This window comes from Streptomyces sp. NPDC005878 (assembly GCF_040629815.1).
Taxonomy (GTDB): Bacteria; Actinomycetota; Actinomycetes; order Streptomycetales; family Streptomycetaceae; genus Streptomyces.
On sequence record NZ_JBEXWK010000032.1, the window covers coordinates 14,479 to 29,865 of the forward strand.

General features: G+C 73.2%; 15 protein-coding genes. 6 read left to right on the forward strand and 9 right to left on the reverse strand.

Annotated elements, in window-relative coordinates; genetic code table 11:
• Positions 1 to 249: 249 nt before the first annotated feature.
• Positions 250 to 1,014 carry an SDR family oxidoreductase gene (locus ABZ404_RS32635; protein ID WP_358991201.1) on the reverse strand — a complete coding sequence of 255 codons (765 nt, stop codon included), beginning with the start codon at positions 1,012 to 1,014 and terminating at the stop codon, positions 250 to 252.
• A gap of 242 nt (positions 1,015 to 1,256) precedes the next feature.
• Here ABZ404_RS32635 and ABZ404_RS32640 point away from each other — a divergent pair, with 242 nt between their 5' ends.
• Together ABZ404_RS32640 and ABZ404_RS32645 are read left to right on the forward strand one after the other, a co-directional pair.
• Positions 1,257 to 2,522, forward strand: coding sequence for a multidrug effflux MFS transporter (locus ABZ404_RS32640; RefSeq protein ID WP_358837580.1), 1,266 nt, complete (start codon positions 1,257 to 1,259; stop codon positions 2,520 to 2,522).
• Between the two features lie 128 nt (positions 2,523 to 2,650).
• A complete protein-coding gene (locus ABZ404_RS32645) occupies positions 2,651 to 3,643 on the forward strand; it encodes a small ribosomal subunit Rsm22 family protein (RefSeq protein ID WP_358837581.1) in 993 nt (330 codons plus the stop codon).
• A gap of 391 nt (positions 3,644 to 4,034) precedes the next feature.
• On the opposite strand, the gene ddaH is transcribed toward ABZ404_RS32645, so the two are convergent.
• Positions 4,035 to 4,877 (reverse strand): dimethylargininase, encoded by an 843-nt coding sequence (gene ddaH / locus ABZ404_RS32650; RefSeq protein ID WP_358836325.1) that lies wholly within the window; start codon positions 4,875 to 4,877, stop codon positions 4,035 to 4,037.
• Positions 4,878 to 5,068: 191 nt separating this feature from the next.
• On the opposite strand from ddaH, the gene ABZ404_RS32655 reads away from it, so the two are divergent.
• Together ABZ404_RS32655 and ABZ404_RS32660 are read left to right on the forward strand one after the other, a co-directional pair.
• Positions 5,069 to 5,734: a TetR/AcrR family transcriptional regulator gene (locus tag ABZ404_RS32655; protein WP_358836326.1), complete on the forward strand. Its 666-nt coding sequence runs from the start codon at positions 5,069 to 5,071 to the stop codon at positions 5,732 to 5,734.
• Positions 5,735 to 5,829: 95 nt separating this feature from the next.
• On the forward strand, positions 5,830 to 6,564 hold the full coding sequence (locus ABZ404_RS32660; protein WP_358836327.1) for a bifunctional DNA primase/polymerase: 735 nt from the start codon (positions 5,830 to 5,832) through the stop codon (positions 6,562 to 6,564).
• A gap of 197 nt (positions 6,565 to 6,761) precedes the next feature.
• On the opposite strand, the gene ABZ404_RS32665 is transcribed toward ABZ404_RS32660, so the two are convergent.
• The 4 genes from ABZ404_RS32665 to efeO are packed head-to-tail and all read right to left on the reverse strand — an operon-like array spanning position 6,762 to position 11,120.
• The gene (locus ABZ404_RS32665) at positions 6,762 to 7,637 is read right to left on the reverse strand and encodes a hypothetical protein (protein ID WP_358836328.1); all 876 of its coding nucleotides are present in this window, start codon (positions 7,635 to 7,637) and stop codon (positions 6,762 to 6,764) included.
• The gene (gene efeU / locus ABZ404_RS32670; RefSeq protein WP_358836329.1) at positions 7,621 to 8,628 is read right to left on the reverse strand and encodes an iron uptake transporter permease EfeU; all 1,008 of its coding nucleotides are present in this window, start codon (positions 8,626 to 8,628) and stop codon (positions 7,621 to 7,623) included. The genes ABZ404_RS32665 and efeU overlap by 17 nt, the downstream gene beginning before the upstream one ends.
• Positions 8,629 to 8,653: 25 nt before the next feature.
• On the reverse strand, positions 8,654 to 9,943 hold the full coding sequence (efeB, locus tag ABZ404_RS32675) for an iron uptake transporter deferrochelatase/peroxidase subunit (RefSeq protein ID WP_358836330.1): 1,290 nt from the start codon (positions 9,941 to 9,943) through the stop codon (positions 8,654 to 8,656).
• Between the two features lie 34 nt (positions 9,944 to 9,977).
• Positions 9,978 to 11,120, reverse strand: coding sequence for an iron uptake system protein EfeO (efeO, locus tag ABZ404_RS32680; protein ID WP_358836331.1), 1,143 nt, complete (start codon positions 11,118 to 11,120; stop codon positions 9,978 to 9,980).
• A 327-nt stretch (positions 11,121 to 11,447) separates the two neighbouring features.
• Here efeO and ABZ404_RS32685 point away from each other — a divergent pair, with 327 nt between their 5' ends.
• Positions 11,448 to 12,125, forward strand: a complete 678-nt coding sequence (locus ABZ404_RS32685; RefSeq protein ID WP_358836332.1) for a PhzF family phenazine biosynthesis protein — start codon at positions 11,448 to 11,450, stop codon at positions 12,123 to 12,125.
• A gap of 132 nt (positions 12,126 to 12,257) precedes the next feature.
• On the opposite strand, the gene ABZ404_RS32690 is transcribed toward ABZ404_RS32685, so the two are convergent.
• Together ABZ404_RS32690 and map are read right to left on the reverse strand one after the other, a co-directional pair.
• Positions 12,258 to 12,920, reverse strand: coding sequence for a biliverdin-producing heme oxygenase (locus ABZ404_RS32690; RefSeq protein ID WP_358836333.1), 663 nt, complete (start codon positions 12,918 to 12,920; stop codon positions 12,258 to 12,260).
• Positions 12,921 to 12,950: 30 nt separating this feature from the next.
• On the reverse strand, positions 12,951 to 13,808 hold the full coding sequence (map, locus tag ABZ404_RS32695; protein ID WP_358836334.1) for a type I methionyl aminopeptidase: 858 nt from the start codon (positions 13,806 to 13,808) through the stop codon (positions 12,951 to 12,953).
• A gap of 77 nt (positions 13,809 to 13,885) precedes the next feature.
• Between map and ABZ404_RS32700 the strand changes: the two genes are divergently transcribed.
• Positions 13,886 to 14,098 carry a hypothetical protein gene (locus ABZ404_RS32700; RefSeq protein ID WP_358836335.1) on the forward strand — a complete coding sequence of 71 codons (213 nt, stop codon included), beginning with the start codon at positions 13,886 to 13,888 and terminating at the stop codon, positions 14,096 to 14,098.
• A gap of 588 nt (positions 14,099 to 14,686) precedes the next feature.
• On the opposite strand, the gene ABZ404_RS32705 is transcribed toward ABZ404_RS32700, so the two are convergent.
• Positions 14,687 to 15,289 (reverse strand): hypothetical protein, encoded by a 603-nt coding sequence (locus ABZ404_RS32705; protein WP_358834618.1) that lies wholly within the window; start codon positions 15,287 to 15,289, stop codon positions 14,687 to 14,689.
• Between the last annotated feature and the right edge of the window lie 98 nt (positions 15,290 to 15,387).

Genomic DNA, 15,387 nt, shown 5'->3' on the forward strand with positions numbered 1-15,387 from the left:
CAGTCGAAGTCCGCGCCCCCGGGAGCCCTGGGGCAGGCCGAGCCGTCATCCCCGCCCGGGGGCCATCCCCTAGGGGCGCGGGGAACTGCGCGACCAGCCACCCACGGTCCGCAGTCGAAGTCCGCGCCCCCGGGAGCCCTGGGGCAGGCCGAGCCGTCATCCCCGCCCGGGGGCCATCCCCTAGGGGCGCGGGGAACTGCGCGACCAACCACCCCCCGCCCGCAGACGAAATCCGCACCCCGGCCGAACTCACCCCCGCCCGATATACGGCATAGCCGTAGCCAGCACCGTCGCGAACTGCACATTCGCCTCCAGGGGCAGCTCCGCCATGTGCAGCACCGTCCGCGCCACATCCGCCGCGTCCATCACCGGCTCCACCGCCAGCTCCCCGTTCGCCTGCGGCACCCCCGTGGTCATCCGGGCCGTCATCTCGGTGGCCGCGTTGCCGATGTCGATCTGGCCGACGGCGATCCGGTACGGACGGCCGTCCAGGGAGAGCGCCTTGGTCAGGCCGGTCATCGCGTGCTTGGTCGCCGTGTAGGCCACCGAGTTCGGGCGCGGCGCGTGCGCCGAGATCGAACCGTTGTTGATGATCCGCCCGCCCCGCGGGTCCTGCTCCTTCATCTGCCGGAACGCCGCCTGCGCGCACAGGAACGCCCCGTTGAGGTTGGTGTCGACGACATGCCGCCACGCCTCGTACGCCAGGTCCTCCACCGCGACCCCGCCGGGGCCGAACGTGCCCGCGTTGTTGAAGAGCAGGTCGAGCCGCCCGTACCGGTCCCGTACCGCCGCGAAGAGGGCCGCCACCTCCTCCGGTGAGGTCACGTCCGTACGGACGGGGAGGACGTCGGCGTCGGGCCCGGCCAGGGCCGCGGTCTCCTCCAGGGGCTCGGGACGGCGGCCCGCCAGGGCCACCGACCAGCCCGCGTCGGCCAGCGTGAGCGCCACGGAGCGGCCGATGCCGGAGCCGGCGCCGGTGACGACGGCGGTCTTGCGCGCTGCGGATGCGTTCATGGCCGGGAGCGTACGGGAGCACCCCGCGCCCGGGCCGCCGCCGTCCGCGATACGGGCCCGGCCCCCCGGCCCACACCCCACCCCGCACCCCAGCGCGCTCCCGGGCCGCACCCCGCCCCGCACCCGCCCCGCACCTCAATCCCACCCCGCCCGCACCCCGGTCCGAAGCACCCCCCGCGGGCTGAGAGCATGGATGCTTGAAACTACAACGGTCGCGACGGCCGGAAACCGGAGAGACACCCATGGCGGAGAGCAGCCGGACCGCGCCGGCCCCGATACCGGCCGCGGCCACCGTCGCCGCCCGCCGCGCCGGTCTGCTGGTCACGCTCGTCCTCGGCGGGCTCACCGCGCTCCCGCCGCTCTCCATGGACATGTACCTGCCCGCGCTCCCCGAGGTCACCGGCGCGCTCCACGCGCCCGCCGCCACCGTGCAGCTCACCCTCACCGCGTGCCTCGCGGGCATGGCGCTCGGCCAGCTCGTCGTCGGGCCGATGAGCGACAAGTGGGGCCGCCGCAGGCCGCTGCTCGTCGGCATGGCCGTGTACGTGGTGGCCACCGCCGTCTGCGCCTTCGCCCCCGACGCCGCCCTGCTCATCGCGTTCCGGCTGCTCCAGGGCCTGGCGGGCGCGGCGGGCATCGTGATCGCCCGCGCGGTGGTGCGCGATCTGTACGACGGCGTGGAGATGGCCCGGTTCTTCTCCACCCTGATGCTGATCTCCGGGGCCGCCCCGGTCGTCGCGCCGCTCATCGGCGGACAGGTGCTGCGGCTGACGGACTGGCGCGGGGTGTTCGTGGTGCTGACCGGGGTCGGCCTGCTGCTCACCGTCTTCGTCTGGCGCTTCCTCGGCGAGACGCTGCCGCCCGAGCGGCGGCACGAGGGCGGGGTCGGCGAGGCCCTGCGCACCATGGGCTCGCTGCTGCGGGACCGCGTCTTCACCGGCTACGTCCTGGCCGGCGGCCTCGCCTTCGCCGCGCTCTTCTCGTACATCTCGGCCTCCCCGTTCGTGATCCAGGAGATCTACGGCGCCTCCCCGCAGACCTTCTCGCTCCTCTTCGGGCTCAACTCGGTCGGCCTGGTCGCCGCCGGGCAGATCAACGGGAAGCTGCTGGTGGGCCGGGTCGACCTCGACAAAGTGCTGGTGTGCTCGCTGAGCACGGTGGTGCTCGCGGCGGCGGCGCTGCTCGTCATGACGTCCGGGGTGTTCGGCGAGCCGGGCCTCGCGCCGGTCGCGGCCGGGCTGTTCGTGCTGATGTCCGCGATGGGCATGGCCACGCCCAACACCACCGCCCAGGCCCTGATGCGCACCCCGCACGCGGCGGGCTCCGCCTCCGCGCTGCTCGGCACCTCCTCGTTCCTGATCGGGGCGGTGGCGTCGCCGCTGGTGGGGATCGCGGGGGAGGGGACGGCCGTGCCGATGGCGGTGGTGCAGCTCGCCTCCGGTGTGGCGGCGCTGCTCTGCTTCCTGCTGCTGTGCCGCCCCTGGCAGCGCCAGGAGGCGGCGGTCTGACCCCGCCCTGGCGACGGGGGGAGGCGGCGGTCTGACCCGGCCCTGGCGGCGGAGGGAGGCCGTGGCCCGATCTGCCCCGGGCGCCCCGGGCGCGCCGCCGGGACGGCCCGCGCCCGTAGAATCCCCAGGTGAACGAGAACGCCCCCGTCCCGCAGGCCCTGCGCTCCGCCCTCGCCGGGCTGCTCGACGGGCTGCCGCCGTCGCAGGCCGCGCGGGCCGTCGACCGGCTGATCGCCAACTACCGGGGAGCCACCCAGACCCACGCGCCGGTGCTGCGCGACCGCTCCGACGTGGCCGCGTACGCCGCGTACCGGATGCCCGCGACCTTCGAGGCGGTACGGTCCGCGCTCGCCGCCCTCCAGGACGCGGCGCCGCACTGGTCCCCCGCCACCCACACCGACGTCGGCGGCGGCACCGGCGCGGCGAGCTGGGCCGTCGCCGAGGCGTGGTCCCCCGCGACCACGGTCCTGGACTGGGCCGAGCCCGCCCTCGCGCTCGGCCGCGAACTGGCCGAGTCCTCCGGCGTCGAGGGGCTGCGGGCGATCCGCTGGGAGCGGGCCCGGATCGGTACGGCGCTGAGCCTGCCGGAGTCCGACCTCGTCACCGTCTCGTACGTCCTGAACGAGCTGACCGCCGAGGACCGCGGGGCCCTCGTGGACGCGACCGCGCGCGCCGCGACGGGCGCCGTGGTCATCGTCGAGCCGGGCACCCCCGACGGCTACGCCCGGATCATCGAGGCCCGGGACCGCCTGATCGCGGCCGGCTTCACCGTCGCGGCGCCCTGCCCGCACAGCGCCGCCTGTCCCATCGAACCCGGCACGGACTGGTGCCACTTCTCCGCCCGGGTCAGCCGCTCGTCCCTGCACCGGCAGGTCAAGGGGGGTTCGCTGGCGTACGAGGACGAGAAGTTCAGCTATGTGGCGGCCGTCCGGGGGGTGGCTGCGGAGCCCGCCGCGAACCGGGTGACGCGACGCCCCCAGATCCGCAAGGGGCAGGTGCTGCTGGAGCTGTGCACGGGGGAGGGGGTGCTGCGGCGCGAGACCGTGACGAAACGGCAAGGGGACCTGTACCGGGCATCCCGCGACACCGCGTGGGGCGCCCCCTGGCCCCCGCCCGAGTAACCCCTGCGGGCGCCGGTTCGGGGGCTCGTGTTCGTCTGTGGACGGTGCTGGGTTCCTCGCGCAGTTCCCCGCGCCCCTGGAGGGGTCCGTGTGCGTCTGCGGGCCGACATGGGTCACCCGCGCAGTTCCCCGCGCCCCTAAAGGCGGTCCGTGGCTGATCGACCTCAGCCGGTACCCCGCAAGGGGCGCGGGGAACTGCGCGACCAGCCACCCACGGCCCGCAGGCAAAGACGGCGCCCCCCGCGGAGCGCCCCGCGGTCCGTGCCTGATCGACCTCAGCCGGTACCCCGCAAGGGGCGCGGGGAACTGCGCGACCAGCCACCCACGGCCCGCAGGCAACGAAAGACGCCGCACCCCCACAGAGAACACCGCCCCCCCGCGGAGCGCCCCCTCAGGCCCGCAGCTCCTGCGTGCAGCACTTCACGCTGCCGCCCCCCTTCAGCAGCTCACCCAGATCCATCCCCACGGGAACGAACCCCCGCTCCCGCAGGGACGAGAACAGCCCCACCGCCCCCTGCGGCAGCAGCACATGGAGCCCGTCGCTCACCGCGTTCAGGCCCAGCGCCGCCGCGTCCTCCTCCGAGGCGATCACCGCGTCCGGGAAGAGCCGCGCCAGCACCGCCCGGCTGCCGGGGGAGAAGGCGCCGGGGTAGTACATGATCTCGTCGGCCGAGTCGTCCAGGACGGACAGCGCCGTGTCCAGGTGGTAGTAGCGCGGGTCGACGAGGTCGAGCCCGATCACCGGACGCCCGAAGAACTCCTGCGCCTCGTCGTGCGAGAGCGGGCTGGACCGGAAGCCGCGCCCGGCCAGCACATAGGACGCCGTGACGGCGAAGTCCCCCTCGCCCTCGTTGATGTGGGCCGGCTCGTGGATCTCCGTGAAGCCGTGCGCGCGGAACCACTCCAGATGGGCCTCGGCCTCCGCCTCCCGTTCCGGGTGGGCGAAGCGGGCGCCCAGCACCCGGCCGTCGATCACGGTGGCCCCGTTGGCCGCGAAGACCATGTCGGGCAGGTCGGGGCGGGGGTCGAGCAGTTCGACGGTGTGGCCGAGCGCCCGGTACCGGTCCCGCAGGTCCTCCCACTGCGCGAGCGCGAGCGGCAGGTCGACGGGCTTGGCGGGGTCCATCCAGGGGTTGATCGAGTACGTGACCCTGAAGTGTGCCGGTGGGCACATCAGATAGCGCCGGGGTCTGGCGACTCGGGGTGCACGGAGGTCACGGGTCTCACTGAGCAATGAGGGCTCCTCACGGACGACTTCGGCTGCACGCGCCGCATCTGCGGGTGGTGGTCAGCCCATGGTGCGGCCTGCCCGCCGTTCGCGCAGTGATCCGTACGGGTGTTTTTCCGCCGCTTCACCCACTGTTGCCCCGCGCGCACCCTTGACAGAGACGATACGTTCCGCCTCGGTGACGCTAGGATCCCGGCATGGTGAACAAGGGGCACGCGTCCGAGAAGACACCCGAATCCCCCCATGCGAAGGCACCCGCCGCCACCCACGCCAAGGCACCCGACTCCACCCGCCGCAGCGAGCGCTCGCGGCGCGCGATCTACGACGCGGCGCTCTCCCTCGTCGGCGAGGCGGGCTACGCCAGGACCACCATCGAGGGCATCGCCGCCCGCGCCGGGGTCGGCAAGCAGACCATCTACCGCTGGTGGCCCTCCAAGGCCGCCGTGCTGCTGGAGGCCTTCGTCGACCTCAGCCACCAGGCCGTCCAGGGCGAGGTGGCCCTGCCCGACACCGGTGACCTGGAGTCCGACCTCAAGCTGGTGCTGCGCGCCACCGTCGACGAGCTCAACGACGACGCCACCGAGGCGCCGTACCGGGCGCTCGCGGCGGAGGGCGTCATCGACCCCGAGCTCGCCGCCGCGTTCGTCCACAACCTCCTGGAGCCGCAGCTGCGGCTGTACGTGGACCGGCTGCGCTCCGCGCAGGAGGCGGGCGACGTACGGGCCGACGTCGACCCGCGCACCGCCCTGGAACTGCTGGTGGGCCCCCTCGCGCACCGCTGGCTGCTGCGCACCCTGCCGCTCACCCACGCGTACGCGGACACCGTCGTCGAGTACGCCCTGCGCGGACTCGCCCCCCGCTGAGAGGCCCCGGTTGGGGGGTACGGCCTCGGCGGGCGCAGGATGGTGGGAGCATGGGGAGAAGGTTCTCGCGGGGCAACGGTGAGGTGAGGGGATAGATGGGCGCGGAGTACGGGCGTTCCGGCAGCTCGGAGAGCAAGCTGTCCCGCTGGCTGCGCAGGCGTCCCAAGGACGCCCCCGGCGCCGACGCGGGCCGCCTCGAACTGCTGCTCGCCGCCGCCGCCGCGAAGCTGCCGCTGGCCCCGGCCGCGTATCCCGTCGGCTACCGGTGCTCCTGTGACCGTGTGGGCTGTCCGACCCCGGCGCGCCATCCGGTCTCGTTCGCCTGGCAGACGCAGTCGACCACCGACCGCGCCCAGATCGAGCGGTGGGCGGCGGGGCAGCCGGAGGCGAACTTCATCACCGCGACGGGGATGGTCCACGACGTGCTGGACGTGCCCCTCGACGCGGGGCGCGAGGCGCTGGAGCGGCTGCTCGCCGAGGGCGTCGACGTGGGGCCGGTGGCCGAGTCCGGGGGCGTCGGCGACCAGGCCCGGATGCTGTTCTTCACGGCGACGCGGGGGACTCCGGAGGACGAGGACGAGTGGTGGCCGTGCGAGCTGGACTGCCACCCCGAGACGATGGACGAGCATCCCGGGCTGCGGTGGCACTGCCGGGGCAGCTATGTGCTGGTGCCGCCCGCCCGGCTGCCCGGAGACCACGTCGTGGCGTGGGTCCGTGGGCCCGAGCACGATCTGCCCGATCCGCTGACCCTGCTCGAATCCCTCACGGACGCGTGCGCCCGGCACGGCGCCGGCGACGCCCACGCCGTGGCCTGGCCCCTGGGCCGGTAACCCCTTCCGGGGGGCCGTTGCCCGCCTGCGGGCCGGTGGTGGGTTGCTCGCGCAGTTCCCCGCGCCCCTGAAAACCTGGCCCGGATCGCATGTCATCGCCGTACGGGGCCAGGCCTTCTGCCGCTGGGGGCGCGGGGAACCGCGCGACCAGCCCCCACCGGCCCGCAGCCGGACAACCGGCCCGCCCGCCCCCACACCTACTCCCCCTTCGCCGACACCAACCCCTGCAACCGGTTGATCACCGCCACCGCCCCCCGCCCCGCGGGGACCCGCGCCGCGTCGTCCGAGACGCGTTCCTTCGTCACCGTCGACTTCGCCTCGCCCGTCATCAGGGCCCGTACGTCCGCGTTGATGTTCAGCCGCACCCCCTTCGCCGCCGTCTGGCGTTCGAAGTGGCGGGTGGCGAAGAAGGCGAGCGCGCCGCCGTCGCGGGTGCGCAGGGCCAGGGGGGCGAAGTCGCCGCCGTCCAGGGGCTGGTCCACGTACTGGTTGGACATCCCGGGCAGGACCGCGTTCTTCTTCCGCTGGGCGCGCCACTCGGTGGTGTGCGGGCCGGGCGCGAAGGTCTCGGGGCGGCCGGTGCGCAGATACGCCACGTAACTCTCGCTCAGGTCCTTCGGGGCCACCGCGAGGCCGGTGTCGTCCGGGCGTACGGGCTCGGCGAAGCCGTCCTCGTCCACGGCGAAGGCCGGCACGTCCTTGGGGGCCAGGACCGACAGGTGGGCGGCCTTCCAGACGTCGTCCGCCCCGGCGCGGACGAACACCACCAGCCAGCGCGTGTCCGTGGGGCCGGTGTCCTGGTCGCGGTTGGAGTCGGTGTCCGCCACGAACCAGCGCGGCCAGCCCGCCTTCCTGGGTATGGAGAACCGCGCGTCGGTGAGCTCCAGCGGCACGTGCTGCGGGTTGCCGCCGGGGTCGGTGACGTGCCGGGCCTGGAGCCCGGCCTGGTTGACCGCCCCGAGCGGGCCGGTGACCCGGCCCGCGTCGAGGGCCGGGTCGTAGGCCTTGTCGGCCTTGTTGTACGCGTCCGTGAAGTCCCTGAGCGCCTGCGCGGCCTCAGCCCTGGTCGCCAACGGGACTACTTCCCGCTCGCCGTGCACCGTCACGCAGCCGCTCGCCGTCACCGTCAGTACGGTCACCGCCGCGAGCGCCGTCGTCAGCCGACTCACCCTGCTCATGGACTGCCTTCTGCCCCTCGTCCTTCGTGGCCGCGTTCTTGGCCGCCGCCGCGGGAGCGGCGCTCCCGGCGGACTTCGCGAACCCTACCGGGGCGAAGAACAGCGCGAGCGTGGGGATGAGGTACAGCGCCCACACCGTGACCTGGAGGACGGTCGGGTCGGGCTGGAAGTTGAAGACGCCCTTGAGGACCGTGCCGTACCAGCTGTCCGGCGGGACCGTGGAGCTGATGTCGAACGCCAGGCTCTTGATGCCGGGAATGAAGTCGGCCTCCTGGAGGTCGTGCACGCCGTACGCCAGGACGCCCGCCGCCACCACGACCAGCATCGCGCCGGTCCAGGTGAAGAACTTCGCCAGGTTGATCCTCAGCGCGCCCCGGTAGAAGAGCCAGCCGAGGAACACCGCGGTGGCGAGCCCGAGGAGCGCGCCGATCAGCGGGTCGGTGTTGCCGCTGTCGGAGCCGGCCGCGTGCACCGAGGTCCAGACGAACAGCGAGGTCTCCAGGCCCTCCCGGCCCACCGCCAGGAAGGCGGTGGCGACCAGAGCGCCGGTGCCCAGGCGCAGGGCCGCGTCCAGCTTGCCCTGGAGCTCGGACTTCAGGAACCGCGCGGTGCGCCGCATCCAGAAGACCATCCAGGTGACCAGGCAGACGGCGACGACCGACAGCGAGCCGCCGAGCGCCTCCTGCGCCTTGAACGTCATCTCCTGCGAGCCGAACTCCAGGCCCGCGCCGAAGCCCAGCGCCACCAGGACGGCGACCGAGATGCCGATCCAGATGGGCCGCAGCGCCTCGCGGTGGCCGGTCTTGACCAGGTACGCGACGAGGATGCAGACGACCAGGCTGGCCTCCAGGCCCTCGCGCAGGCCGATCAGATAATTGCCGAACATTCGATTCCCCTCAGCCCTCGGCCGATCAGCTGAACAGCGCCCGGCCCCACCAGTCGTCCTTGTCGCGGACGCCCGGCGGGACGGCGAATATCGCCGAACCCACGTGCTGGATGTACTCGTTGAGCGCGTCGTGCGCCAGGTTGCGCTGTACGGGCAGGAAGCCCCTGCGGACGTCCCGCTGGTAGGCGAGGAAGAACAGGCCCGCGTCGAGGCGGCCGAGGCCGTCGGTGCCGTCGGTGAAGGAGTAGCCGCGGCGCAGGATGGTGGCGCCGCCGTTGGAGTCGGGGTGCGCCAGACGCACGTGCGCGTCGGGCTTCATCGCCTTCAGGAACGGCTCGTCGCGCTCCTTCGCCTTGCCGACCGGGGCGCCCTCGCCCTTGTCGCGCCCGAACACGTCCTCCTGCTCCTGGAGGCCGGTGCGGTCCCAGGCCTCGATGTGCATCCGGATGCGGCGGGCCACCAGGTAGGAGCCGCCGGTCATCCAGGGCGAGCCGTCCTTCTCGCCGACCCAGACGTGCTTGTCCAGGGCGGCGGTGTCGGTGCCCGCGATGTTCCGGGTGCCGTCCTTGAAGCCCATCATGTTGCGCGGGGTCTGCTCGTCGGGCGTGGTGGAGGAGGTCTTGCCGAAGCCCAGCTGGGACCAGCGCACCGCGGCGCGGCCCATGGCGATCCGGGCCAGGTTGCGGATCGCGTGCACCGCGACCTGCGGGTCGTCGGCGCACGCCTGGACGCACAGGTCGCCGTCGCTGCGCGCCGGGTCGAGGTTGTCGTGCGGGAACTTCTCGATGTCGACCAGCGCCTCGGGCCGCTTGCCCTCCAGGCCGAAGCGGCCCTTGGCGAAGAGCGAGGGGCCGAAGCCGACGGTGAGGGTCAGCCGGGACGGCTTGAGGCCGAGCGCCTCGCCCGTGTCGTCCGGCGGCGCCTCGGCGAGACCGCCGTAGGCGCCCTCGCCGACCGTCTGGCCCGCGGTCATCCGGGCCGCGGCGGCGGTCCAGTCCTTGAGGAGCTGGACCAGCTCGGCGCGGTCCTTGGTGGTCACGTCGAACGCGGCGAAGTGCAGCCGGTCCTGGACGGGGGTGGCGATACCGGCCTGGTGGGCGCCGTAGAACGGCACGGCAGCGCCGGACTCGGCGGCGGGCACCGCGTCACCGCCGTCACCGCGCACCGCGGCGACCGCGCCTCCCGCCGCGGCGGCGCCGAGCGCCAGGCCCGCACCGCCCCAGCCGAGCAGGGAACGGCGGGACGGCGCCGAGGACTTCGCGTCCCCGGCGGCGTCGGTGGCGGTGCCGGCGTCGGTGTCGGTCGTGTCGCTCATGACGTGTCCCCTCCTGTCCTGTGCGGGTGCGGCGTTACTTGGCGACGGCCGCGGCGAGCTTGGAGAGCGGCTCGCTGAGCGCGTTCACCCCGTCGGAGAGCTGCTTGCGGTCACCCGCGCCGACCTTGTCGTACGGGGTGAAGTCGTAGGAGTTCTTGTCGGCGCGGTACTTGTCGAGCTGGGCCTCGATCGCCGCGAACTGCTTGTCCAGCTCGGCGGTGAGCTTCGGGTCGTTCTTGGCGGCGACCGGCTTCAGCAGCTCGTACGCCTTCTGGGCGCCCTCGACGTTGGCCTTGAAGTCGACCAGGTCGGTGTGGCTGTAGCGCTCTTCCTCACCGGTGACCTTGCCGGTGGCCACCTCGTCGAGCAGCTCCTTGGCGCCGTTGGCCATGGAGGTCGGGGTGATGTCGGCGGTGCCGACGCGCTTCTGCCAGTCCGCGATGTCCGCGGAGAGCTGGACGCCGAGCTTCTTCTCCTCGTCACCGATCTTGCCGTCGGCCCACAGCGCCTTCTCCAGGCGGTGCCAGCCGGTCCACGTCTGGCCCTTCTCCAGGCCGTCCTCGCGCACGTCGGTCTTCGGGTCGATGTCACCGAAGGACTCCGCGACCGGCTCGGTGCGCTCCCAGCCGATGCGCGAGGGGGCGTACGCCTTCTTCGCGCCCTCGACGTCACCGGCGGCCACCGCGTCGGTGAAGGTCTTCAGCTTCGGCAGGGTCTCGTCGGCCTGCTGCTGCACGTAGGTGCGGTAGGCGGCGACGGCCGCGTCCAGCTTCGGGTCGCGCCGGGGGGTCTGGCCGCCGCCGGTGACGGTGACCTTCTGGCGGATGCCGCTGCCCTTCATGCCGGGCTTGCAGGCGATCTCGTACGAGCCGGCCTTCACCTCGGCGGTGAGGTTCTGCTTGAGGCCGGGGCCGATGTTCTCGCGCTCGGCGACGATCCGGTCGTCCGGGAAGAGCAGATAGACCTCGGTGACCTTGGAGCCCTTGTTCTCGATGGCGAACTGCACGTGCCCGGCCGCGAACTCGGTCTTCGACACCTTGCAGGCGTCGTCCGAGGCGGTGACCTGGATGGCGCCGTCAGCGCTCTTGGAGTCGCTCTTCGAGGAGCAGCCCGTGACGGCGGCCAGAGCCGCCGCGGCCGTGGCGGCGGTGACAACGGAGAGACGGACGGCTCGCATGTGGGCTCCACACTGGTTTCGGTCAGGGGGTGAGGCGGACCTAACTTAACCGAGGCTTACCTGACCGATACCCATCGGGTCCGTGATTCAGCTCTCACCTCCCGCTCAGTGACACCGGTCGATAACAGGCCAATCACAAGAAGGCCATGACGGGGTCAAGGAGCGGTCAAGTGGCGCTGCGAGCACCATGATCCATCCGATTTGCCCCCGGCTCACGCCCCTGCGCATGGCTGATTTCTTGCGCCCCTGCACGCTTCTCTGCGCCCCTGTGACCCCGTACGGGTGAACGCCGGTCCCGGGCGTTCACCGTTGCTGTTGAATGCGGGGGTGACGGAAAACGGCGCATCCGGCGTCCTCATCGACGTACTGAGGGTCTTCTGCGGCCCCGACGGCCGCCACGGCAACGCCCTCGGCGTGGTGCGCGAGGGCTCGCTGCTGCCCGACGAGGCGGCCCGCCAGGCGCTGGCCAAGGAGCTCGGCTTCAGCGAGACGGTCTTTGTGGACGACCCCGAGCGGGGCGCCGTCGACATCTACACCCCGGGCCTGCGCCTGCCCTTCGCGGGGCATCCGCTGGTCGGGGCGGCGTGGCTGCTCGACGTGGACGTACTGGAACCGCCCGTCGGGGAGGTGTTCGCGCGCCAGGACGGCGAGTTCACCTGGATCACGGCCCACCCCGGGTGGGCTCCGCCGCGCACCCTGCGCCGGTACGCCTCGGCGGCCGAGGTGGCCGCCCTCGAGGTGCCCGAGCCGGGGGAGTGGGTGTACGCCTGGGCCTGGGAGGACGAGGCGGCGGGCCGCGTCCGGGCGAGGGCGTTCCCGGGCCGGGGCGACGGCATCACCGAGGACGAGGCCACGGGAGCGGCGGCCCTCCTCCTCACGGCCGAGCTGGGCCGGGCCCTGAACATCACCCAGGGCGCGGGCTCCCAGCTCCTGACCGCCCCGGGCCCGGACGAGACGGTGGAACTGGGCGGCCGGGTGCGGCTGGAGAGCAGCGCCACGGTGTGAGGGGGCGGCCTCGGGGGCGTTGGGACGCGCGTGCCCGCACGGCCCGCGCCGTGACGCGCCGGGCGCCCCGCAACCCCCAGGGGCGCGGGGACTGCGCGACAAGCCCCCACCGGCCCGCGGACGGAGTCCGGGCTAAGCGCTCCGCGCGAACTCCTCCCCCAGCTCGCGGAACACCGCCGTGTTCATCGCGAACGCCCGCCGGCACTCCTCCACCACCCGCTGCCTCTCCAGCTCGTCCACCTCCACCGCGTCCAGCAGCTCCCGGTACCCCCGCTTGAACGCGGCCGGATTCGGGATCGCCTCGAACACGTAGAACCGCACCCCGTCGCCGTTGCGGGCGAACCCCCAGGTCCGCTCGGCCCGGTCCCGGATGATCTGACCGCCGGAGAGGTCCCCGAGGTAGCGCGTGTAGTGGTGCGCCACATATCCGGCGGGCCACGTCGCGGCACACTCCCGCACCCGCGCCGCGTAGCCCCGGGTCGCGGGCAGCGGCGCCGCGTCGCGCTCCCAGCCCGCACCCCGCAGATGCGCCAGGTCCCGCTCCAGGGACGGCGTACGCATCAGCTCCGGCCGGATGAACGGCCCCGCCACCGGGTCGTGGCGCAGCGCCGCCGCCCCCTCCTCCAGCGCCCGGTACACGAACCACAGCTGCTCGGTGTACCGGGCGTACGCCTCCACGCCCAGCCGGCCGCCGAGCAGGGCGCTCATGAAGCGGGAGTTCTCCGCCTCGGTGTGCTGCTCGTGCGACGCCGTGCGGATGCGGGCGGAGAAGGGCGGGGAGGAAGGCGTGTCCAAGGCGTGCCTCCGGGGAAGCGGGGCGACGGGTCAGGGCAGCGTGAGGATCTCCGCGCCCGTCTCGGTCACCACCAGTGTGTGCTCGAACTGGGCCGTCCGCTTCCGGTCGCGCGTGACGACGGTCCAGCCGTCCTCCCACATGTCGTACTCGTGCGTGCCCAGCGTCAGCATCGGCTCGATGGTGAAGGTCATCCCCGGCTTGATGACGGTCGTGGCGTGCGGCGCGTCGTAGTGCGGCACGATCAGCCCGGAGTGGAAGGCGGTGCTGATGCCGTGGCCGGTGAAGTCGCGCACGACGCCGTAGCCGAAGCGCTTGGCGTACGACTCGATGACGCGCCCGATGATGTTGATCTGACGGCCGGGCCTGACGGCCTTGATGGCCCGGTTGAGCGACTCCCGGGTCCGCTCGACCAGCAGCTTCGACTCCTCGTCGACGTCGCCGCAGAGGTAGGTGGCGTTGTTGTCGCCGTGGACGCCGCCGATGTACGCCGTGACGTCGAGGTTCACGATGTCGCCGTCCCTGAGGACGGTGGAGTCGGGGATGCCGTGGCAGATGACCTCGTTGACCGAGCTGCACAGGGACTTGGGGAAGCCCCGGTAGCCCAGGGTGGAGGGGTACGCGCCGTGGTCGCACATGTACTCGTGCGCGACCCGGTCGAGCTCGTCGGTGGTGACGCCGGGCGCGATGAGCTTGGCGGCCTCCTCCATCGCGCGGGCGGCGATACGGCCCGCGACCCGCATGAGCTCAATCGTTTCGGCGGTCTGCACCTCGGGGCCGGTGTACGGCGCGGGCATGGGCTTCCCGACGTACTCGGGGCGGCGGATGTTCCCCGGGACGGAGCGGGTGGGAGAGAGCTCCCCTGGTACGAGCAGCGACTGGCCAGACATGCCGGCGAGTCTATCGAGCCGTGTTGGGGCAGCATGGTCGAGAAGGTCCGAGGGCGGGCCGAGGAAGGAGCCTTCGTATGGCCCTGTTCAAGAAGCGTACGGCCGGAAAACCGGGCGAGTGGTACTACTGCCTGGTCCACGCCAAGGTCGAGGAGGGCCCGGAGTGCCCCGCCAAGGACCGCTTCGGCCCCTACGCGAGCCGCGAGGAGGCGGAACACGCGATGCGGACCGCGCAGGAGCGGAACCTGGAGTGGGAGACGGATCCGAAGTGGCATGAGAAGGGGGAGTGAGGGGGCGGGGGGCGGGGGGCTGGTGGTTGTGTGCGGGTGGGTGGTGGGTTGCTCGCGCAGTTCCCCGCGCCCCTGAGGGGGTTGCGCGGAGCCGGGGGGTTTGACTCGGCCGGGTGCTTCGCGGGGCGCGGCCTGGTGGTTGTGTGCGGGTGGTGGTGGGTTGCTCGCGCAGTTCCCCGCGCCCCTGAGGGGGTTGCGGGGAGCCGGGGGGTTTGGCTCGGCCGGGTGCTTCGCGGGGCGCGGCCTGGTGGTTGTGTGCGGGTGGGTGGTGGGTTGCTCGCGCAGTTCCCCGCGCCCCTGAGGGGGTTGCCCGGAGCCGGGGGACTTGGCTCGGCCCGTGGTGCCTGTAGGGGCGCGGGGAACTGCGCGGGAAGGGACCACGGCCCGCAGACGAAGGCGGGTTTTCAGGGGCGCGGGGAACTGCGCGACCGGCCACAGTGCACCTGCGGACGGAGGCCGGGGCTCGCCCCGCAGGGGCTATGCGGGGGGGGGCAGGGCACCCGGGGACGGAGACCGGGGGCGCCCCGCAGGGGGTGTGCGGCCGGGTACAGCGCACCCGGGGACGGAGGCCGGGCCCGCCCCGCGAGGTCACCAGCGCGTTGGTGGTGGTGCCGTCAGCTGGTCCGCCAGGCGGGTGAGGCGGTCGCGGAAGCGCCGCCGGCCCCGCTGCACGGGCAGCCCGTTCTCCCCCGCCGCCGCACTCACCAGATGCTGCACCGTGTCCAGGTCCACCTCCGCCCCCGCCGGCACCGTCAGCGACTCGTGGACCAGCCCCCGTACCTCCGCGTCGCCCCCGTCCAGCGCCAGCACCCGCGCCCCGGCCCGCCGGGCGTCGTGGACCCGTTCCAAAAGGCCCCCGTCCGGCCGATCCGGGGCCACCACCAGGAGCGTCTCGCCCCGCCCGGCCGCCTCCAGGCGCCCGAGCCCCACGGACAGGTGCGGGCCGCGGCCCGGCTCGACCCGGTGGCGTACCAGCGTGGGGGTGAGCTCGGGGACCCCCGACCACGCGGCCTCGTCGGTCAGGTGCGCCGCCAGGTGCCACGGCTCGTACGCCTCGGTGCCCACCAGCAGCAGCCCGCCGCCGTTCGGCACCACCGACCCCCGCAGCACCCCGGCGAACCTGCGGGTCCCGCGCAGCCACTCCGTGCCCGCCAGGACTTCCCGCAACAGTGCGACGCGTACGGCATCCATGCCCCGGCATCCTGCCGCACCGCACGCCCCGGCGGGCCGCATCCGTCACTCCTCACCCGGGCGGGGGATGCCCCCGGGCACGCGACGTAAGGTCGGGC